Annotated in this window: 19 protein-coding genes; 15 read left to right on the top strand and 4 right to left on the bottom strand. The window is 50.9% G+C overall.

Features of this window, described 5'->3' with window-relative positions:
• Window positions 1-85 precede the first annotated feature (85 nt).
• The 15 genes from A3CY_RS19960 to A3CY_RS0100735 all read left to right on the top strand — a co-directional run bounded on the left by A3CY_RS19960 (window position 86) and on the right by A3CY_RS0100735 (window position 17,291).
• Window positions 86-502, top strand: coding sequence for a DUF1573 domain-containing protein (locus A3CY_RS19960; protein WP_018335980.1), 417 nt, complete (start codon window positions 86-88; stop codon window positions 500-502).
• Window positions 503-614: 112 nt separating this feature from the next.
• Window positions 615-989, top strand: a complete 375-nt coding sequence (locus tag A3CY_RS0100800) for a hypothetical protein (protein WP_018335979.1) — start codon at window positions 615-617, stop codon at window positions 987-989.
• 137 nt (window positions 990-1,126) lie between these two features.
• On the top strand, window positions 1,127-1,477 hold the full coding sequence (locus A3CY_RS0100795; RefSeq protein ID WP_026207157.1) for an NADH-quinone oxidoreductase subunit A: 351 nt from the start codon (window positions 1,127-1,129) through the stop codon (window positions 1,475-1,477).
• Complete coding sequence (locus tag A3CY_RS0100790) at window positions 1,468-2,049, top strand: NADH-quinone oxidoreductase subunit B (protein ID WP_018335977.1); 582 nt, start codon at window positions 1,468-1,470, stop codon at window positions 2,047-2,049. The genes A3CY_RS0100795 and A3CY_RS0100790 overlap by 10 nt, the downstream gene beginning before the upstream one ends.
• Complete coding sequence (locus A3CY_RS0100785; protein WP_018335976.1) at window positions 2,046-3,671, top strand: NADH-quinone oxidoreductase subunit D-related protein; 1,626 nt, start codon at window positions 2,046-2,048, stop codon at window positions 3,669-3,671. Before A3CY_RS0100790 ends, A3CY_RS0100785 begins: the two co-directional genes overlap by 4 nt.
• A gap of 105 nt (window positions 3,672-3,776) precedes the next feature.
• Window positions 3,777-4,853: an NADH-quinone oxidoreductase subunit NuoH gene (gene nuoH, locus A3CY_RS0100780; protein ID WP_018335975.1), complete on the top strand. Its 1,077-nt coding sequence runs from the start codon at window positions 3,777-3,779 to the stop codon at window positions 4,851-4,853.
• Window positions 4,854-4,865: 12 nt separating this feature from the next.
• Window positions 4,866-5,321: a NuoI/complex I 23 kDa subunit family protein gene (locus A3CY_RS0100775; RefSeq protein ID WP_018335974.1), complete on the top strand. Its 456-nt coding sequence runs from the start codon at window positions 4,866-4,868 to the stop codon at window positions 5,319-5,321.
• Between the two features lie 84 nt (window positions 5,322-5,405).
• On the top strand, window positions 5,406-5,918 hold the full coding sequence (locus A3CY_RS0100770) for an NADH-quinone oxidoreductase subunit J family protein (RefSeq protein WP_018335973.1): 513 nt from the start codon (window positions 5,406-5,408) through the stop codon (window positions 5,916-5,918).
• 103 nt (window positions 5,919-6,021) lie between these two features.
• On the top strand, window positions 6,022-6,321 hold the full coding sequence (gene nuoK / locus A3CY_RS0100765) for an NADH-quinone oxidoreductase subunit NuoK (protein WP_018335972.1): 300 nt from the start codon (window positions 6,022-6,024) through the stop codon (window positions 6,319-6,321).
• 173 nt (window positions 6,322-6,494) lie between these two features.
• Window positions 6,495-8,393, top strand: a complete 1,899-nt coding sequence (gene nuoL, locus A3CY_RS0100760) for an NADH-quinone oxidoreductase subunit L (RefSeq protein WP_018335971.1) — start codon at window positions 6,495-6,497, stop codon at window positions 8,391-8,393.
• 24 nt (window positions 8,394-8,417) lie between these two features.
• Window positions 8,418-9,908, top strand: a complete 1,491-nt coding sequence (locus A3CY_RS0100755; RefSeq protein WP_018335970.1) for a complex I subunit 4 family protein — start codon at window positions 8,418-8,420, stop codon at window positions 9,906-9,908.
• A 40-nt stretch (window positions 9,909-9,948) separates the two neighbouring features.
• The gene (locus A3CY_RS0100750; RefSeq protein WP_018335969.1) at window positions 9,949-11,370 is read left to right on the top strand and encodes an NADH-quinone oxidoreductase subunit N; all 1,422 of its coding nucleotides are present in this window, start codon (window positions 9,949-9,951) and stop codon (window positions 11,368-11,370) included.
• Window positions 11,371-11,695: 325 nt separating this feature from the next.
• Entirely contained in the window at window positions 11,696-12,835 is a 1,140-nt protein-coding gene (locus A3CY_RS0100745) for an efflux RND transporter periplasmic adaptor subunit (protein ID WP_018335968.1), read from the top strand.
• The gene (locus A3CY_RS0100740; protein WP_018335967.1) at window positions 12,832-15,933 is read left to right on the top strand and encodes an efflux RND transporter permease subunit; all 3,102 of its coding nucleotides are present in this window, start codon (window positions 12,832-12,834) and stop codon (window positions 15,931-15,933) included. Before A3CY_RS0100745 ends, A3CY_RS0100740 begins: the two co-directional genes overlap by 4 nt.
• Window positions 15,930-17,291, top strand: a complete 1,362-nt coding sequence (locus tag A3CY_RS0100735; RefSeq protein ID WP_018335966.1) for an efflux transporter outer membrane subunit — start codon at window positions 15,930-15,932, stop codon at window positions 17,289-17,291. Before A3CY_RS0100740 ends, A3CY_RS0100735 begins: the two co-directional genes overlap by 4 nt.
• A 23-nt stretch (window positions 17,292-17,314) precedes the next feature.
• On the opposite strand, the gene A3CY_RS0100730 is transcribed toward A3CY_RS0100735, so the two are convergent.
• Genes A3CY_RS0100730 through A3CY_RS0100715 form a run of 4 tightly spaced genes read right to left on the bottom strand, consistent with a single transcriptional unit; the run spans window position 17,315 to window position 20,296 of the window.
• Window positions 17,315-17,977, bottom strand: a complete 663-nt coding sequence (locus A3CY_RS0100730; RefSeq protein WP_018335965.1) for an HD domain-containing protein — start codon at window positions 17,975-17,977, stop codon at window positions 17,315-17,317.
• Window positions 17,978-17,984: 7 nt separating this feature from the next.
• Window positions 17,985-18,344 (bottom strand): arsenate reductase family protein, encoded by a 360-nt coding sequence (locus A3CY_RS0100725; protein ID WP_026207154.1) that lies wholly within the window; start codon window positions 18,342-18,344, stop codon window positions 17,985-17,987.
• Window positions 18,341-19,504 carry a nicotinate phosphoribosyltransferase gene (pncB, locus tag A3CY_RS0100720; protein WP_018335963.1) on the bottom strand — a complete coding sequence of 388 codons (1,164 nt, stop codon included), beginning with the start codon at window positions 19,502-19,504 and terminating at the stop codon, window positions 18,341-18,343. Before pncB ends, A3CY_RS0100725 begins: the two co-directional genes overlap by 4 nt.
• 9 nt (window positions 19,505-19,513) lie before the next feature.
• Complete coding sequence (locus A3CY_RS0100715) at window positions 19,514-20,296, bottom strand: cysteine hydrolase family protein (protein WP_018335962.1); 783 nt, start codon at window positions 20,294-20,296, stop codon at window positions 19,514-19,516.

The raw sequence follows: 20,296 nt of genomic DNA, 5'->3' as shown, positions 1-20,296 counted from the left end.
CCACCTTCTCTATAAACAGAGGAGGAGCTGGAATACTAATCCGGCTTAGGGAGGCTTTTGATTTCAAATTATAAGATAGATCAAGATGAACAAGAAAATCGTTACTATTATAATCACAATAGGTATCCTGCTTGCCGGGGGAATTTATCTTTTTTGGGGGAAACGAGATATGTATAGCGAGGCGAACGCACCTCGCACGACGATAGAATTATCTACCGACAGCACGGACTTCGGCACGTTTCCTTACGCAGAACCGAAACACACAGTGTTTCGGTTCCGCAACACGGGCGAACAACCGCTGATTATCAAAAATGTGGTGTCGTCGTGCGGGTGCGCAGAAGTGACGTGGAACAAAAGACCGATTGCACCGGGTAAGACGGACTCGCTCGCAGTCGATTTCAAGGCGAACTCGCTGGGACAGTTCAATAAAACCGTGGAGATGATCTGCAACACGGAACCCGAACGCCACCTGTTGCACCTGAAAGGATTCGTCGAAGAATAAGTATAAGTGTATCCGCTTGCTTTAACATGAAAGATTAACATTCTTTATCACGGGATATTCAGGCATGATTTAAAATTAGCTTATATTTGCGTGCCTTAAGTTAAGATATAGTATGCAGAACGTGTTGAAGAGTAGTATATTAATCCTGTTTTTAGCCGTCGTAGGTCTGTCCGGCAAGCCAGTCCAGGGGCAAGAACTATCCTTTCAGGAAATACAGACGGGAGGTTCATGCAGGAACGAGGTACTCAGCACGTCGTCGCTGATTCCGTTTATCGTGTTCCTCACGGAGGAGTGCGAGATCATACTCGGAAGCACGCATTTCACTCCCGACACGAAGACTTACCTCGTGTTGTTCTTCATACAGAAATACAATAAAGACAAGATAACCGTTTCCGATCATTCCAAACGGAACTGGTATTTTCACCCTTTCTCGACCTTGGGCAAAACCAAATACTACGTCTTCGCCCTGAGGAAAATCATTGTTTAGCTGACGCAAAACAAGTTACAAGCCGGAGCCTCCGGCTCTGTAAGTTGCAAGTTACAAGTTTGCAACTTGCGGGATAGATAGTTTGTAACTTTTTAACTTGTAACTTTTTAACTTGTAACCTGTAACTTTTTAATATTATGAATCTTACATTATTTGTGGTCGTATTGATCACGGCTATCGTGCTAGTAGTCGCCGCCATGAGTATTGCCAGGCTTATTTCTCCCCGCTCCTACAACAAGCAAAAGGGAGAAGCCTACGAGTGTGGCGTGCCAACACGAGGAAAATCGTGGATGCAATTCAAGGCGGGGTATTACCTGTTCGCCATCTTGTTCCTGATGTTCGACGTGGAGACCGTGTTCCTCTACCCGTGGGCGGTCACCGTGCAGGACGCGGGGATTGACGGATTGCTGAATGTATTGTTTTTTATGCTGATTCTTATCCTGGGATTGGCTTACGCGTGGAAGAAAGGAGCTCTGGAATGGAAGTAAAAATCAAATCCATGAAATATGAGGAGTTCAACGATAATGAATATCTTGAACAATTGCGGGCATCCGGCACCAACGTGGTGGTGGGATGCCTCGACGAGGTTATCAACTGGGGACGCTCGAATTCCCTATGGCCGCTCACGTTCGCAACAAGCTGCTGCGGTATCGAATTTATGGCAGTGGGAGCGGCACGTTATGATTTTTCCCGATTCGGGTTCGAGGTAACACGAGCCAGCCCGCGGCAAGCCGATTTCATCATGGTTGCCGGGACGATCGTCCACAAGATGGCGCCCGTGCTAAAACGCCTCTACGACCAGATGGCAGAACCGAAATACGTGATTGCCGTGGGCGGTTGCGCCGTGTCGGGCGGTCCGTTCCGCAATTCCTACCACGTGGTGCAAGGCGTGGACACGATACTCCCGGTAGACGTTTACATCCCCGGATGCCCTCCCCGACCAGAAGCGTTAATGTACGGGATGATCCAGCTGCAACGGAAGGTGAAGGTAGAAAGGTTTTTGGGTGGTAAAAACAGGAAAGAAAAAAGAAGTAAAAACGAGAAGGGAGAAGAAGTATGATACTAGAGAATATTAAAAATAAATTCCCAGAGGCGTCGATCGAGGAAGGCGCACTCCTTACCATTACCGTGGAAACGGGGCGTTACAGGGAATTGGCTTTATACCTGAAGAACGACGGGGGGTTGGCTTTCGACTTCCTGATCTGCATGACGGGGATGGACTGGGGCGATTCACTGGGCGTAATCAGCCTACTGCAATCCACGAGGCATGAACACAAGTTGTTCCTGAAAACTTTCACGACCAACCGGGAGAATCCGGAATTACCCACGGTGTCGGACATCTGGGAAACGGCGAATCTAAACGAACGGGAAGTGTACGACTTCCTCGGCATACGGTTTATCAACCATCCCGATATGCGACGGTTATTCCTGCGCAACGACTGGGTGGGTTATCCCCTGCGCAAGGATTATGACGCAAACCCGGAGGTGAATCCGGTACGGTTGTACAGCGAGGAAACCTTCGACGTGACTCCCTCGTTCGAGGCGACGTCACACGGGGGCGAAGTGAGTGAAAAAGAAAACGTGCTTTTCGAGGAAGACGAGTACGTGGTAAATATAGGACCACAGCATCCCGCCACACACGGGGTTCTTCGTTTCCGCGTGTCGCTGGAAGGCGAGATCGTGAAGAAAGTGGACGTGAACTGCGGGTATATACACCGGGGTATCGAGAAGATGTGCGAGAGCCTGACTTACCCGCAAACACTAGCGCTGACCGACCGTCTGGATTACCTGGCGGCTCACCAGAACCGCCACGCGCTGTGTATGTGTATTGAGGAAGCCTTGGGGCTGGAAGTGCCCGAGCGGGTGAAGTATATCCGCACGATCATGGACGAGCTAAACCGCCTTTCATCCCACCTGTTGTTCTGGTCGACCCTCTGCATGGACATGGGGGCGCTGACAGCTTTCTTCTACGGTTTCCGCGACCGGGAAAAGGTGTTGGACATCATGGAAGAAACCACGGGCGGACGCCTGATACAGAACTACAACGTAATCGGCGGGGTGATGGCTGACATCCACCCGAACCTGATACACCGCGTAAAAGAGTTTCTCAAGTACCTGCCCCCGATGATTAAGGAATATCACGAGGTATTCACGGGTAACGTGATCGCACAACAACGCCTGAAAGGCGTGGGTATCCTTACTCGTGAAAACGCTATCGCTTACGGGGCTTCGGGACCGACGGGACGTGCCGCCGGATGGTCGTGCGACGTCCGCAAACACACGCCTTACGGGGTGTATGACAAGGTGGACTTCAAGGAGATCATCCATACCGAGGGTGACTCGTTTTCCCGTTACATCGTGCGCGTGGAGGAGATCATGGAATCCCTGCATATCCTGGAACAACTCGTGGATAACATTCCCGAGGGCGATTACGCCGTGAAGACGAAACCGCTAATCAAGCTGCCGGAAGGTCACTATTTCAAGAGTGTGGAAGCCAGCCGAGGCGAGTTCGGGGTGTACATTGAAAGCCGGGGCGACAAATTCCCCTACCGGGTGAAGTTCCGCTCCCCTTGCCTACCCCTCGTGTCTATCGTCGACCAGCTAGCAAGAGGCAACAAGATTGCCGACCTGATCGCCATCGGGGGAACGCTGGACTACGTGGTACCGGACTTGGACAGATAACAAACAATTGAGAATTGAAAATGTAAAAAGGTTTTAGGATTAGAAAGAACGTGGATTGTGCGGTGGGAATCTAAAATCTAAAATCACTAAATCATAAAACGGATAATGTTTGACTTTGCAACAATAACACATTGGGTTGATGAACTTCTGAGAAGTTTCCTTCCTCACGCCACAGCAACACTGGTGGAGTGTATACTCATCGGGTTGTGCCTGCTACTGGGATATGCCCTTATCGCACTGGTGCTGATTTACGCAGAGCGTAAAGTTTGTGCCTTTTTTCAATGCCGTATCGGACCGAACCGGGTGGGACCCTACGGGACAATACAGAGTGTAGCCGATATGATTAAGATGTTGACAAAGGAGTTGATCGATATTAACCATATCGACCGTTTCCTGTTCAACCTCGCTCCTTTCGTGGTAATCATCGCCTCGGTACTTGCCTTCGGGTGTATCCCGTTCGCGAAGGGACTGCACGTGATTGACTTCAACGTGGGAATCTTTTTCCTGATCGCCGTATCGTCCATCGGTATCGTGGGTATCCTCCTTGCCGGATGGGCTAGTAATAACAAATACTCGTTGATCGGTGCCATGCGAAGCGGGGCGCAGATGATCAGTTACGAGCTGTCGATCGGGTTGTCGATTCTTACCGTGGTTGTATTTACCGGAAGTATGCAGCTTTCGACCATCGTGGAAGGACAGGCTGACGGGTGGCTGCTTTTCAAGGGACATATCCCGGCGTGCATCGCCTTTATCGTTTACTTGATCGCCGGAACTGCCGAAACGAACCGGGGACCTTTCGACTTACCGGAAGCCGACTCGGAGCTGACAGCAGGATACCACACGGAATACTCAGGTATGCACTTCGGCTTCTTTTACCTTGCCGAGTACCTGAATATGTTCGTGGTAGCTTCCGTGGCAACCACGCTTTTCCTCGGCGGATGGATGCCGCTGCACGTTCCCGGCTGGGAGAGTTTCAACCAGATCATGGATTATATTCCTTCTATCTTCTGGTTCTTCGGTAAAACCGGAGTGGTGATATTCATTATCATGTGGTTTAAATGGACGTTCCCGCGGTTGCGTATCGACCAGTTGCTCCGATTGGAGTGGCGCTACCTGCTGCCGCTCAACTTGCTCAATCTTTTCCTCATGGTGATCGTAGTCGTGTTTAAACTACATTTTTAAAGACGGAAGAATATGAATAGTAGTATAGCAAGATATTTTACCTCGTTCTTCAAGGGACTTTTCTCGTTACTGACAGGAATGAAGGTGACTCTCCGGGAGTTCTTTACCAAGAAGACGACCGAACAGTACCCGGAGAACCGGGCAACGTTGAAGATGTTCGACCGTTTCCGGGGCGAACTCGTGATGCCACACGACGAACAAGGCAACCACAAGTGTATCGCTTGCGGGATATGCGAGATGAATTGCCCGAACGGTACGATCAAGATCACTTCCGAGTTCGTCACCGACGAAGCCGGGAAAAAGAAAAAGGTGCTGGTGAAGTACCGCTACGATTTAGGTAGTTGTATGTTCTGCCAACTCTGCGTGAAGATGTGCCCGCAAGACGCCATCCACTTCGTGCCAACATTCGAGCACGCCGTGTTCACGAGAGATAAGCTGGTGAAGATGCTCCACGATAATAAAAAATAAGCGATTAAGTGATTGCCGATTAAGTGATTAATCACAAAATCCGAAATCACAGAATCACATAATCATTAAATCTAAAATGAATATATGAGTACAGCAGAATTACAAGAAACGGTCTTTTGCATCCTAGCAGCGGCTATCGCTGTCTTCTCGATACTGACCGTGACGACAAACCGAATCTTGAGATCGGCGACCTACCTGCTTTTCGTGCTTTTTGCCACTGCCGGAATATATTTCCAGCTGGAATACTCCTTCCTCGGGGCTGTCCAACTGACGATCTATGCCGGGGGTATCATCATCTTGTACGTCTTCTCGATTTTGTTGACCACGGTCGACAAGACGAAAGTCTCGAAACTGAAAAACAGCAAGATGTTTGCCGGATTAATCACGGCGCTGGCAGGTGCGGCTATATGTGTTTACATCACGTTAACACACTCGTTCGGACCATCCCGCTTCGTGGGTGGGGAAATAAACATGAAAGTCATCGGAACTGCCCTCATGGGTACGGAGAAATATCAATACCTTCTCCCCTTCGAGGTAATTAGTGTCCTGTTGCTAACGTGTATTATCGGCGGAATTATGATAGCGAGAAAAAGATGAAACAATTCAGTGATTGCCCATTTATGATTAAGAGATTAATCACGAACCTAAAATCACTAAATCACAGAATCATTAAATCTAAAATCAGAATATGGAACTACACATGGAATATTACTTGGTGATTAGCACGATTATGCTTTTCGCAGGAATCTACGGTTTTATTACCCGGAGGAACCTGCTGGCTGTGCTGATTTCCATAGAGTTGATACTAAACTCGGTAGATATTAACTTCGCCGTGTTCAACCGCTATCTCTTTCCCGAACAGATGGAAGGCTTTTTCTTCACCCTGTTCGCTATCGGGGTTTCCGCTTGCGAAACGGCTGTTGCCATAGCCATCATTATCAACATATACCGGAACATCCGGAATATACAAGTGAAGAACTTGAGTGAGATGAAACACTAAATAATTGAAAATGCACTCCTCCGTCGGCACGCCAACACCTCCTCCATAAACAGAGGAGGAACTAGTGACTCGACCCGGAGTCGGTGAATAAAAATTAAGAATGTAGAATGAAAGAAGCGTTGGCAAGCGGGGAGAAATCTAAAATCTACAATCGTTAAATTTAAAATTAAAACATGGAATACACAACACTCATATTAATACTACCACTGCTAACGTTTCTGGTGTTAGGACTGCTGGGGACAAAACTGAAGCCCTTCACAGCCGGATGTATCGGGACGCTTTCGTTAGCCGTAGTGGTTCTGCTGGCTTACAGCACGGCATGGCAATATTTCTCGATACCACGGGTAGACGGGGTACACGCACCCGTTATTCCGCTGAACTTTGAATGGTTGCGTTTCACGCAATACCTGCATATCGACCTAGGTATCCTGCTCGACCCGATCTCGGTCATGATGCTCGTCGTCATTACTACCGTGTCGTTTATGGTACACGTTTACAGTCTGGGATATATGCACGGGGAAAGAGGTTTCCAACGTTATTACGCATTCCTCTCCCTGTTTACCTTCTCCATGCTGGGGTTGGTGGTTGCCACGAACATCTTCCAGATGTATATCTTCTGGGAACTCGTGGGAGTTTCTTCCTATCTGCTGATTGGTTTCTATTACACGAAACCCGAGGCAGTGGCGGCTTCCAAGAAAGCCTTTATCGTCACCCGGTTCGCAGACCTCGGTTTCCTGATCGGAATACTATTATTATCTTATTACACGAAGACGTTCTCGTTCGAGATATTGACCTCGGGCGATGCTTCCATCTTCACCGGAGCAGCAGGAACTACGTTCATGGGTTGCTCCGTGATAAGCTGGGCAATGGCGCTGATCTTCATGGGAGGTGCCGGAAAATCGGCGATGTTCCCCTTGCACATCTGGTTACCTGACGCCATGGAAGGTCCTACCCCCGTATCGGCATTGATTCATGCCGCCACAATGGTGGTTGCCGGGGTATTCCTCGTGGCTCGGTTGTTCCCCGTCTATTACTTGGAAGCTCCGGATGTGCTGGTACTTATAGCCGTCGTCGGGGCGGTCACCTCGCTCTACGCCGCCGTTGTAGCCTGTGTACAGACAGACATCAAGCGGGTGCTGGCGTTCTCCACGATCTCGCAAATCGGGTTCATGATGGTAGCTCTCGGGGTTTCCGGCATGGACGGACACGCCGGGCTGGGATACATGGCTTCTATGTTCCATCTGTTCACGCATGCCATGTTCAAAGCACTATTGTTCCTCGGGGCGGGAGCTATTATCCACGCCGTGCACAGTAACGAGATGAGCCACATGGGAGGTCTGCGCAAATACCTGCCCGTGACGCACATCACCTTCCTCGTGGCTTGCCTTGCCATCTCGGGTATTCCGCCATTCTCCGGATTCTTTAGTAAAGACGAGATACTTGCCGCCGCATTCATGTTCAGTCCGGTAATGGGAGTCGTGATGAGTTTCATCGCCGCTCTTACCGCATTCTATATGTTCCGGTTATACTATAATATATTTTGGGGAAAAGAGAGCGCACACGAGCATACCCCGCACGAGGCACCGAAGTTCATGACTCTGCCGCTCGTGTTCCTTGCCGTAGTGACCCTTTTCGCCGGTTTTATACCTTTTGGTAAGTTCGTTAGCAGCAACGGTCAGGAGTACATCATCCACCTCGATTGGTCGGTAGCTATCACCAGCGTGATCGTGGCTTGTATCTCCATTGCTCTGGCTACTTATTTTTACAGGAAGGCGAACCCGATACCCGATCGGCTGGCTACGACGTTCAGCGGATTGCACCGTGCGGCATACCGGCGGTTCTACATTGACGAGGTATATCTCTTTATCACGAAGCGGATTATCTTCAATTGTATTTCCCGTCCCATCGCTTGGTTCGACCGCCACGTGATCGACGCAAGCCTAAACGGACTTGCTTCCATGTCACAATGGGTGTCCTACAATATCCGGGGCTTGCAATCGGGTCAGGTGCAGCAATACGCTTACGTGATCCTGTTCGGAACGATATTGATTTTAATACTGGTATTGATTTAGTTGATAAATCTAAAATTAATAAATATGAACTTTTTATCCTTATTCGTTCTAATACCGATCCTCTCGATGTGCGGGCTGTTCTTCTCGAAGAACCTACAACAGATTCGTGTAGCGGTTGCCACGGGTGCTTCGCTGTTGCTGGTTCTCGCCGTGGGATTGGTGTTCGCCTATCTGGGGGAACGAGGTGCCGGTAACACTGCCGAGATGCTATTCACTGCCGACACAATGTGGTACGCACCTTTGAACATACACTACTCCGTCGGGGTAGACGGCATCTCGGTAGCCATGTTGCTACTCTCTGCCATCATCGTTTTCACCGGGACATTCGCCTCGTGGAAAATGGAGTTTCTGCAAAAAGAATACTTCCTTTGGTTCTATCTACTATCCATCGGGGTGTTCGGGTTCTTTATCTCGATAGACCTATTCACCATGTTTATGTTCTACGAGGTTGCGCTGATTCCCATGTACTTGCTGATCGGTGTCTGGGGCAGTGGCAAAAAGGAATACGCCGCCATGAAATTAACGCTGATGTTGATGGGTGGTTCTGCCTTCCTGCTCGTCGGGATACTCGGGATATACTTTAATTCCGCAGGTACCGGAATGCCGTCCATGAACTTGCTGGAAATAGCACACTCCCACGCCATGCCGTTAGCGTTGCAACGCTGGTTCTTCCCGTTGGTATTTATCGGTTTCGGGGTGCTGGGTGCCTTGTTCCCGTTTCACACGTGGTCGCCCGACGGTCATGCCTCCGCCCCTACCGCCGTTTCCATGCTCCACGCTGGGGTATTGATGAAATTGGGAGGATACGGGTGTTTCCGGGTAGCTATCTACCTCATGCCAGAAGCCGCAAAGGAGTTATCATGGATATTTATCATTCTTACGGGTATCAGTGTCGTTTACGGGGCTTATTCCGCCATCGTGCAGACAGACTTGAAATATATCAACGCTTATTCTTCCGTGAGCCACTGCGGGTTGGTGCTTTTCGCCATCCTTATGCTAAACCAGACCGCCATGACGGGTGCAGTGATGCAAATGCTCTCCCACGGGTTGATGACAGCGCTGTTCTTTGCGTTAATCGGCATGATCTACGGGCGTACCCACACGCGGGACATCCGGGAAATGGGCGGATTGATGCGTATCATGCCCTTCCTCGGTGTTTGTTACGTGATCGCCGGTCTGGCTTCCCTCGGGTTGCCGGGATTAAGCGGATTCGTGGCTGAAATGACCGTCTTCGTGGGGGCATTCCAAAACACGGACACATTCCACCGGGTATTTACTATCATTGCCTGCACCTCTATCGTCATCACGGCGGTATATATCCTGCGGGTAGTTGGCAAATTGCTTTACGGGAAAGTGGTTAACGATCACCACCTGGCTCTCACCGATGCCGTTTGGTACGAACGTTTTTCAACCATCGTGCTCATTCTCGCCATCACTGGCATAGGTCTAGCTCCCCTGTGGTTATCCGACATGATTAGCGGATCGTTGCAATCGCTCATCTCGATGTTACACTAAATCACAGAATCAATAAAATCGTTAAATCTAAAATAACAACATGGTTTACGCTAATTTCTTACTAATGAAAGAGGAAGTATCACTCGTTGCGGTGATTGTCATACTCCTTGTCTACGATATATTCGGTTCGCAGAAGAGCTTGAAGTATTTCCAGCCCATCGCCTGCGTGCTCGTGGGAATCCACACTTTGCTGAACCTCTCGCCCAACATCGAGATTACGGCATTCGGGGGGATGTACCACAACGTGCCCATGGGTAGCGTCATGAAGACCATTCTCAATATCGGGACGCTGCTCGTCTTCATGCAGGCGAACAACTGGCTTGCCAGTGAACGTACCATCATCCGCCGGGGCGAATTTTACATGATTACCCTTGCGACCTTGCTTGGTATGTATTTCATGATCTCTGCCGGAAACTTTCTGATGTTCTTTATCGGGTTGGAAACAGCCTCTATCCCAATGGCAACCCTTGCCGCATTCGACAAGTACAAGCAAAAATCAGCCGAAGCGGGAGCGAAATATATCCTTACAGCCGTTTTCGCATCCGGGTTATCGCTGTACGGTATATCCTTGATCTACGGCACCACGGGAACCCTTTATTTCGAGGATATTCCCGCCGGCATCACCGGTAGTCCCATACAACTGATGGCGTTCGTGTTCTTCTTCGTGGGACTAGGCTTCAAACTATCGCTTGTTCCCTTCCACCAGTGGACACCCGACGTTTACGAGGGAGCCCCGACAAGCGTAACGGCATACCTTTCCGTGATTTCCAAAGGTTCGGCAGCCTTCGTGCTTATGGCAATCCTTTACAAGGTATTTGCCCCGCTCGTGTACGAATGGCAAAGCATCCTCTATTGGGTAATCATTGCCACCATCACTTTGGCAAACCTTTTCGCACTACGCCAACAGAACTTGAAGCGGTTCTTCGCCTATTCCTCCATCTCGCAAGCCGGATACATCATGCTAGGTGTCATCAGCGGCACGGCGATGGGTATGACAGGACTGGTGTACTACGTGCTGGTGTATATGCTTTCCAACCTCGCAGCTTTCGGCGTGATCGCTATCGTGGAACACCGTTCCGGCAAGATCACGATCGACGACTATAACGGACTTTACTGTACCAATCCCCGCCTTAGCTTCGTGATGATGATTACCCTTTTCTCGTTGGCAGGTATCCCCCCGTTCGCCGGGTTCTTCAGCAAGTTCTTTATCTTCGCAGCTGCCGCCCAACAAGGATACTACGTGCTGGTATTCATCGCCCTGGTGAACACGATCGTTTCGCTATACTACTATCTCCGGGTAGTAAAAGCCATGTTTATCAACAAAAGCGAAATACCCATCGAATCCTTCCGTTCCGACGGCTACACCCGCATCAGCCTCTTGGCGTGCAGTGCCGGTATCCTCGGCGTGGGCGTTCTAAGCATCGTCTACGAGAGCATCGGGACGTTCAGCTTTGGGATGTAAGAATTAATACATTTGTTGATTGCCGATTTAGTGATTCATTCATGAGAATTACAAATCGGCAATTATTAAATCTGGAAAATACATCTAAAATATTAATACCTTTGCGACAAGGTTAATATGTGATGTTACAATGAATAAAATCAACACTTCTTTCCACACCCCGTGGCAATATTCCACGATTCCCCGATTTACGATTATAGAGAATTTTCAAGAAAAATGACAAAACATCTATTGGCTATCAAGCAAATAACCTATTTTTACATTTTCACGTACAATGTAGCATACAATTTTCAATAGAATACACAAAATGAAAAATACAAGAAACATGAAGATAAAACGTGCAACAATAGTTCTTGCGGTAATAGTAGTCATCGGGGCTTGTAAAGACAAACAGACTCCCGTGCGGCAAATCGTGACGGTAGAGAAAGCGGGAACGGACAATGTAGAGATTTATGGTGAATACGTGGGGCAGATCCGTGCCAAGAGTTCGGTAGAAATCCGGGCACGCGTGGAAGGATATCTCGAGGGGATGCTTTTCGAGGAAGGAAAACGCGTGAAGCGGGGACAGCCTCTTTTTAAAATAAACAGCGACTTGTATCGAGCACGGGTGGACAAGGCAAAGGCGCAGCTGGCGAAAGACCGGGCGCAAGCTGCTAAGTCGGCACGTGATGAGGAACGCTTGCGTCCGCTATACGAGCAGAAAGCCGCAAGCCAGCTTGACCTGGACAACGCCGTTGCCGCTCACGAGAGTGCCAAAGCAAACGTGGCGATGAGCGAAGCAGACTTGAAGCAGGCGGAAATGGAACTGGACTACACCACCGTGCGTTCCCCCATCGACGGGTATATCAGTGAACGGAACGCCGACATCGGTTCGCTCGTCGGTCCCGGCGGGAAATCACAATTGGCAACCGTCGTGGAGAGCGACGAAGTGCTGGTGGATTTCAGCCTCCCCGCACTCGACTACCTGAAAAGCCAAAAACGTAACGTGACGCTCGGCGAAAAAGACGCCAACCGTTCTTGGCAGCCCAACGTGACCATCACGCTTGCCGACAACTCGGTCTACCCGCTCACGGGTATCGTCGACTTTGCCGACCCGCAGGTAAACCCCAAGACGGGGACCTTCGGCGTGCGAGCCGAATTGCCGAATCCCGACCGGAAACTGCTTCCCGGTCAGTTCACGAAAGTGAAACTATTGCTTGACGTGCGGGAAAGTGCTATCGTCGTGCCTACGAAAGCGGTTATTATCGAGAAAGGCGGCGCATATATATATGTTGTGCGAAGAGATAGCACGGCGGAAAAACGCTTTATCGAGATCGGACCCGAGGTAAATAATACCACCGTCGTTGAACGAGGGCTGGGAGCGGACGAACTTGTCGTCGTGGAAGGATACCACAAGCTGACACCGGGTGCGCTGGTAGACCCGATCATGGTTACTATCAAGAAAGAAGAGGAGGTACAACCATGAAACCGGGCTTCTTTATAGACCGACCGATTTTCTCGGCGGTACTTTCCATACTGATTGTCATTGTCGGCGTAATCGGCTTGTTTCAGCTCCCCGTCGACCAATACCCGCAGATCACGCCTCCCGTGGTCAAGATCTCGGCATCATACCCCGGCGCAAGCGCCGTCACCGTGTCGCAAGCCGTGGCTACCCCCATCGAGCAGGAATTAAACGGTACGCCGGGTATGCTATACATGGAATCGAGCAGTTCCAACTCGGGAGGGCTATCCATCACAATCACTTTCGACATCTCCACCGACGCCGAACTGGCAGCAGTGGACGTGCAAAACCGGGTAAAACTAGCTGAATCGCGCCTGCCCGCCGAGGTTGTACAGAACGGTATCAAGGTGGAGAAACAATCCGCCAGCCAATTGATGACCCTTGCGCTAACCTCCGAAGACCCCCGTTTCGACGAGATATACCTCAGTAACTTCGCCACGATGAACGTGCTCGACGTGTTGAAACGTATCCCCGGCGTGGGACGGGTTTCCAACATCGGTAGCCGCTATTACGCCATGCAGATATGGATTCTTCCCGATCGTATGGCGAACTTCGGGTTAACCATCAAAGACCTGCAAAGCGTGCTCAAAGACCAAAACCGCGAGTCGGCAGCGGGTGTGCTGGGGCAACAACCCATGACCGGCGTCGACATCACCATTCCCATCACCGCACCGGGACGTTTGTCCTCGGTGGAAGAATTTGAAGATATTGTCGTGCGTGCCAACCCGGACGGCTCCATCATCCGCCTGCGGGACATCGCCCGGGTATCGCTTGAGGCGAGTTCCTACAACACGGAGAGCGGTTTGAACGGTGAGAATGCCGCCATCCTCGGTATTTTCATGCTACCCGGGGCAAACGCCATGGAAGTTGCCAACAACGTGAAAAAAGCGATGGAAGAGATCAGCCGCGACTTCCCCGAGGGCGTGGAATACAATATCCCGTTCGACATCACCACTTATATAGCCGAATCCATTCATGAGGTGTACAAAACTTTGTTCGAGGCATTGTTCCTCGTGATCCTCGTCGTGTTCCTCTCGTTGCAAAGCTGGCGGGCATCGTTGATCCCGCTCGTGGCAGTGCCCGTGTCGCTGGTCGGTACCTTCGGTTTTATGCTGGCGTTCGGATTCTCGATCAATATGCTCACCCTGCTCGGGTTGGTACTGGCTATCGGTATCGTCGTCGATGACGCAATTGTCGTCGTCGAGGGAGTGGAACGCATCATGGAAGAAGAAGGATTATCCCCCCGTGAAGCAACGGGTAAAGCTATGAAGGAATTGACGGGTGCGCTTGTCGCCACCTCGCTCGTGCTGGGTGCCGTGTTCGTGCCCGTGAGTTTCCTGCCCGGTATCACGGGAATGCTCTACCGCCAGTTCGCCATCACGATCGTCGTATCCGTGCTGATCTCGCTGGTCGTGGCACTAACCTTAAGCCCTGCCATGTGTGCCCTATTATTGCGCCCTTCGACAGGTAAAAAAGGCTACGTTTTCCGCAAGATCAACGAATGGCTGGCACTCGGGAATAACAAATACATACACCTTCTGCAAAGGGCACTCTCCCACCCCCGCCGCATCGTCGCCGGATTCGGGATAGCCATGGTGTTTATCTTCGTGCTCAACCGGGTGATCCCGAGCAGTTTCCTTCCCGAGGAAGATCAGGGATACTTTAAAGTAGAACTTGCTTTGCCGGAAGGAGCCACGCTCGAACGCACACGTAAGGTGACTGACCGAGCCATAGAATATATCAAACAACATCCCGCCGTCGCCCACGTGCAGAACGTGACGGGGAGCAGCCCCCGCGTGGGGACGGCACAATCGCGCGCCGAGCTGACCGTGATTCTCAAACCGTGGGAAGACCGGAAAAAAGGTGATATGTCTATCGAGGACGTGATGGACGACATCCGCGCCGAGTTCTTCAAGTACCCGGAAGCACAGGTCTTCCTCTCCACGCCGCCCATCATCCCTGGTCTGGGATCGTCCGGTGGTTTCGAGCTGCAAGTGGAAGCCCGTAACGGAGCCACCTTCGAGAACCTTGTTTCCGCCGTAGACACGCTGGTGAAATATGCAGCACAAGACAAGGCACTTGCCGGGGTATCCTCGTCGTTGCAGGCGGAAATCCCGCAACTTTACTTCGACGTCGACCGCGACAAGGCACAACTGCTTGGCATCCCGCTGGCGGATATTTTCTCGACAATGAAAGCATACACCGGTTCGGTATATGTCAATGACTTCAATATGTTCAACCGGGTATACAAAGTGTACCTGCAAGCGGAAGCACCCTACCGGATGCAGAAGGAAAACCTGAACATGTTTTTCGTCAAGACCTCGGCAGGCGACATGGTACCCCTCACTGCGCTCGGAGCCCCGCAATACACCACAGGTCCTGGCTCCATCCGCCGTTTCAATATGTTCTCGACCGCCGTCGTTAACGGTGAAGCCGCCCCCGGGTACAGTTCCGGCGATGCCATGCGGGCGATAGAAAAGATAGCCCGTCAACACCTGCCCGACAATATCGGACTTGAATGGAGCGGCTTGTCCTTCCAGGAGAAAAAAGCCGAGGGACAAACCGGAATGGTCATGGCACTTGTGTTTATATTCGTGTTCCTTTTCCTTGCCGCCCTCTATGAGAGTTGGCTGGTACCCGTTGCCGTGTTGCTCTCCCTGCCGATTGCCGCCTTAGGCGCATACCTCGGCGTGTGGGTGTTCGGGTTGGAGAACGACGTTTATTTTCAGATCGGGTTAGTTACCCTGATCGGTCTTGCGGCGAAGAATGCCATCTTGATTGTAGAATTCGCCAAAGTTGAGGTAGACAAAGGAATTGATGCAGTCACCGCCGCAATCACCGCCGCACGTGCCCGTTTCCGTCCTATTTTGATGACATCCCTCGCCTTCGTGCTGGGTATGCTTCCGATGGTACTTGCCAGCGGTACCGGTTCTGCCAGCCGCCATTCCATCGGTACCGGAATCTTCTTCGGTATGCTCGTCGCCATCACCGTGGGCATCGTCCTCGTACCCTTCTTCTTCGTGCAAATAGAGAAAGTAGTTCACAAAATGAAAAAGTCATGAAAAGATATACCACCATCATACTCTTATTCCTTGCCGGAGTCACCTTTTTTTCCTCCTGCAAGCTAGGCAAAGAGTACACCCGCCCGGAACTCGAATTGCCGGAGAAAATCTCCGACAAGCCTATCACCGACACGCTGACGGTCGCCGACATCCAATGGTCGGAAATCTACACAGACACCGTGCTACAAGGTTTGATTCGCACCACGCTCGCCTATAACAAAGATTTGCTGGCAGCAGCGGCACGGGTAAAAGAAAGCCAATTTGCCCACCGTGTGGAGAAGTCAAAATTGTTTCCCCAGTTGAGTGCCGACGCCTTGGGAGAGCGGGAATATGACCGTTCGCCGGGCAATACCTACAACGTGGAAGCCGTTCTCTCGTGGGAACTCGACCTCTGGGGGAAACTCCGCTGGGGTTCACAAGCCAGCCTTGCCGCCTATCTTCAGACTGTGGAAGGACAACGGGCAATGCGAATGACTCTCGTGGCACAAGTGGCACAAGCCTACTTCGAGTTGCAGGCTCTCGATATGGAACTCTCCATCGTGCGGCAAACTTATGACGCCCGAGCCGAGAGCGTACGCCTCGCCAAACTCCGTTTCGAGGGCGGGTTGACTTCCGAGACAGCATACCGCCAGGCAGAAGTGGAGCTTGCCAAGACCCGCACCCTCATCCCTGACCTCGAGCGAAAAATACGCCTTAAGGAAAACGATATATCCCTGCTCACGGGGCACTATCCCGGTAGCATTCCCCGCGGCAAGAACATCGACGAACAAACCCTGCCGACCGAACTACCCGTGGGACTGCCCTCGTCCCTGCTGGAACGCCGTCCCGACTTACGGCAAGCGGAATACAAACTAAAAGCCGCCAACGCCAAAGTGGGCGTTGCCTACACGAGTATGTTCCCACAACTGACACTCACCGCCCGCTACGGACGAGAGGATAGCCAACTGAGCGACTTTCTCTCCGCCCCTTACTTCTACGTCGGTGGCAAATTGCTCGCTCCCCTGCTGAATGCAGGCAACAACCGAGCAAAACTCCGGGCATCCCGTGCCGCCCTCGAAGCCGCCACCTACGACTATCAACAAACTGTCCTCACAGCATTCAAGGAAGTGGATAATGCCCTAACCACTTTCTACAAGATACGTGAAATCCGAGAATCGCGCTCACGACTGGAACAAGCCGCCCGCTCGTACATGGAACTTGCCAACCTGCAATACATCAACGGTGTTATCAGTTACCTCGATGTTCTCGACGCCCAACGTGGTTACTTCGACGCCCAAATCAGCCTTAACAATGCTGTCCGTGATGAACTGATTTCCGTTGTCAACCTGTACTCTACCCTTGGAGGGGGATGGAAATGAGTGAGATCTAAAATGAATCGGGGTTATAGCAGTCTTTGCCCGTTAATAATTAACTCGAAACGTATCTTCAGGTATTCGGCGGCTTTACGGCTCAATAGCATACGTCCCAAGAATATCTCGAAATAATCCATCACGGCAGAGATCGAGGTATCAATTTTCAAGTCCAGAATAATAGACGTGTTATCCTCGTTAAAGTAAATGCGGGATTCCTCCACGGCATAATTCACGCGGTCGTGAATGTCGAAACTGGCAAAATCCTGATTGCGCACCCGGGTACGGCGTACATCCGTCTTGTCTGCCAAGATCAGTGCCGCAGCGATCGGATTGACAGCGGCCGCTGTTCCCTCGTCGTGATTACCGATTGCACTAATGACCTGGGCGATCTCTGCCGGATCCATTCCCATGCGGTCAAGCAAACGAAATGCCATCACCGCTCCACTTTGGGCGTGGTCGATGCGGTTCACGATATTGCCAATGTCATGCATATACCCTGCGATCTTGGCTAACTCCGCCGTGCGCTGCGGGTAATTCAACGTCAACAGAATCATCTCCGCCATCTTCGCCGCTTTCACCACGTGTGAGAAAGAATGTTCCGTGTACCCCATGGCGAGCAACACCTTGTCCGCCTCATCTATATATGTTTTGATACTCTCGTCGTTCCGAATATCCTCGTATGTAACTAACATTTTTTCTTTATTTTAACCGTTCTATCCATTCCTCGGGCTTAAAACCGACGAGTACCACACCATCACCGATCACCAGAGGACGTTTTACCAGCTTCCCGTCGGAAGCTAACAAGCAGAGTTGCTCGTCTTCACTCATCCCGTCTAACTTGTCTTTCAGTTGCATGGACTTGTATAACAAACCGCTCGTGTTGAAAAACTTCTTCAATGGCATACCACTCCGCACCTGCCACTCTTTCAATTCTTCCACCGAGGGGCGTTGCTCCACGATGTGGCGATCCGTATACCCGATACCTTGTTCGTCCAACCATTTTTTAGCCTTGCGGCAAGTCCCACACGCCGGATACTCTATAAACAAATACGCTTTCATTTTTCCAATCTCAACATTTTCAAACATAAATCTATTTCATCCGGATCGCCCGTGTGTTTGCCTGCCACGTCCGACAATTTCACCGTGGGCAGGAACACGTCGCTTCCCTTCGGGCGGCACTCGAACAATTTAATCACGATGTTCAAGGGCGTCACGCCCACATCATTCGTGAGATACGTGCCTATACCGTACACGTCGTGCAGCCGCCCGGCGACATACTCCTTGATCTTCTTGACGCCTTCCAGGTCGAGGGCATCGCTGTACACGACGGTCTTGCTCGTCGGGTCGACCCGATGCCGGCAGTAATGACGCAACGCTTTCTCCGTGAACTCGAAAGGATCACCGCTATCCCACCGCAAACCGTCAAAGAGCTTGGCGTACTTCGTGTCAAAACTATTGAAGAAATTATCCGAGGTGTACGTGTCCGACAAGGCGATTCCGAGAGATCCGTCGTACACATCCACCCAGTTCGCCAGTGCCATAGCGTTCGCCGAACGATAACCGAAATGCGCCCCGTGATACATGAACCACTCGTGCGGGTGGGTTCCCATCGGGGTCAGGTTGTATTTCATGGCAAAGTAGACGTTACTCGTGCCGTTCAATAATTCTTTCATATTTTCCTTCAATATGCCAATCACCCGATCCTGCACCTCGAAAGAAAAGCGGCGACGGGTGCCGAACTCGGAAATCTCCGCGCGCAGTTCCGCGAAAGCCCGGGCTTTCATCGCAGCTCGTTCCTCCATGCCTCGCGCTTCCTGTCCCGTCAGCCGAAAATACAATTCCGAGATAATTGCCAGCAAAGGCACTTCCCATAATACCGTCCGGTACCATAATCCCCGGATTTCTACATCCAGGACACCTCCTTGCTGACTTACTTTCACCTCTTCCGGATTGAAACGGAAGCCCTTCAATAAATCGAAGAACACAGAATCAAAATAATAGCACTTCCCACGCAGGAAACGTTCGTTCTCACGGGATAATGCCAAATTCTCCATTGCGTCCACTTCCTTTTTCACCGCCTCAGCAAAACCGGGAGGAAATAGTGTGTTTCCCCTGTTCACGAACCGATAGACCACTTCCGCATCCGGGAATTTCTTCTGGATGGCGTTCATCGTCGTGAACTTGTACAAATCATTATCTAAAAAGTCATGTATTATCATCTTTCTATTTTATTCCAACAACAAGGCATCGGACTTCACGAAACGTGCCCCGAGGCGTGCTGCCGTCCCGTATATCGGAACAGCCAGTTCATCGCATCCCGGGATATTACTCATGCAATCCTCAAGGATGACCATCCGGCGGATGATTTCCGGGAAATCGAACAACTGTTTCAACGTGTTCGCCACGCAATGTGTCCGGGCTTCCCCTGCCAGCCAGATCGTGTCGTACTGCTCCATTTCCTCTTTCAACTTCATGTTAAACGTGGTTTCCGGTGCAGACGTTACAGGCACGTTTGCCCGGAATGCACCGAAGAACTCCGTGCCCGGGTGAAGCCCTTTTTCCACGGTCTCGTAATAACGTCCCCCGCAAGCCCAACGGACAACAGCCTCAAACAACTCCGGAATGATGGCTGCCCCCTCGCTTCCTTTCAGGCAATGTTCTGACCAGATCATGTGTTGATACTCCCCCGTCTCTTTCAGTTGCCGCAAATATTCCACGACATACGTTTTGTCACCAAAGGGTATCCATGCTCCGGACAACACGTCCCACCACGATATGGTCGTGAAAGGCGCGGGGTGTTCACCCTTGGCATTCTGCCAATACGCAGGATGGGCTATATCCATCACGTGATGCTGATCCAAAGTAAGAATAATCTTGTCGATTTCCTCTCCCTTCCGGTCGATCAACCTTCCCAACCGCTCTGCGTCCTTTTCCGCACCCGGCACATAAAGAGAACCGCCGGGCGAGCAAAAGTCGTTTTGCATATCCACGATAAACAACAGTGTTTTCAT

Origin of the sequence: Butyricimonas synergistica DSM 23225 (assembly GCF_000379665.1) — a bacterium.
Lineage (GTDB): Bacteria > Bacteroidota > Bacteroidia > Bacteroidales > Marinifilaceae > Butyricimonas > Butyricimonas synergistica.
This window is presented reverse-complemented; position numbering and strand designations above follow the sequence as displayed.

Bases quoted from the DNA above. Each gene is read 5' to 3' on its own strand.
- A3CY_RS19960 (WP_018335980.1), top strand. From the start codon at position 86: ATGAACAAGAAAATCGTTACTATTATAATCACAATAGGTATCCTGCTT.
- A3CY_RS0100800 (WP_018335979.1), top strand. From the start codon at position 615: ATGCAGAACGTGTTGAAGAGTAGTATATTAATCCTGTTTTTAGCCGTC.
- A3CY_RS0100795 (WP_026207157.1), top strand. From the start codon at position 1,127: ATGAATCTTACATTATTTGTGGTCGTATTGATCACGGCTATCGTGCTA.
- A3CY_RS0100790 (WP_018335977.1), top strand. From the start codon at position 1,468: ATGGAAGTAAAAATCAAATCCATGAAATATGAGGAGTTCAACGATAAT.
- A3CY_RS0100785 (WP_018335976.1), top strand. From the start codon at position 2,046: ATGATACTAGAGAATATTAAAAATAAATTCCCAGAGGCGTCGATCGAG.
- nuoH (WP_018335975.1), top strand. From the start codon at position 3,777: ATGTTTGACTTTGCAACAATAACACATTGGGTTGATGAACTTCTGAGA.
- A3CY_RS0100775 (WP_018335974.1), top strand. From the start codon at position 4,866: ATGAATAGTAGTATAGCAAGATATTTTACCTCGTTCTTCAAGGGACTT.
- A3CY_RS0100770 (WP_018335973.1), top strand. From the start codon at position 5,406: ATGAGTACAGCAGAATTACAAGAAACGGTCTTTTGCATCCTAGCAGCG.
- nuoK (WP_018335972.1), top strand. From the start codon at position 6,022: ATGGAATATTACTTGGTGATTAGCACGATTATGCTTTTCGCAGGAATC.
- nuoL (WP_018335971.1), top strand. From the start codon at position 6,495: ATGGAATACACAACACTCATATTAATACTACCACTGCTAACGTTTCTG.
- A3CY_RS0100755 (WP_018335970.1), top strand. From the start codon at position 8,418: ATGAACTTTTTATCCTTATTCGTTCTAATACCGATCCTCTCGATGTGC.
- A3CY_RS0100750 (WP_018335969.1), top strand. From the start codon at position 9,949: ATGGTTTACGCTAATTTCTTACTAATGAAAGAGGAAGTATCACTCGTT.
- A3CY_RS0100745 (WP_018335968.1), top strand. From the start codon at position 11,696: ATGAAGATAAAACGTGCAACAATAGTTCTTGCGGTAATAGTAGTCATC.
- A3CY_RS0100740 (WP_018335967.1), top strand. From the start codon at position 12,832: ATGAAACCGGGCTTCTTTATAGACCGACCGATTTTCTCGGCGGTACTT.
- A3CY_RS0100735 (WP_018335966.1), top strand. From the start codon at position 15,930: ATGAAAAGATATACCACCATCATACTCTTATTCCTTGCCGGAGTCACC.
- A3CY_RS0100730 (WP_018335965.1), bottom strand. From the start codon at position 17,977: ATGTTAGTTACATACGAGGATATTCGGAACGACGAGAGTATCAAAACA.
- A3CY_RS0100725 (WP_026207154.1), bottom strand. From the start codon at position 18,344: ATGAAAGCGTATTTGTTTATAGAGTATCCGGCGTGTGGGACTTGCCGC.
- pncB (WP_018335963.1), bottom strand. From the start codon at position 19,504: ATGATAATACATGACTTTTTAGATAATGATTTGTACAAGTTCACGACG.
- A3CY_RS0100715 (WP_018335962.1), bottom strand. From the start codon at position 20,296: ATGAAAACACTGTTGTTTATCGTGGATATGCAAAACGACTTTTGCTCG.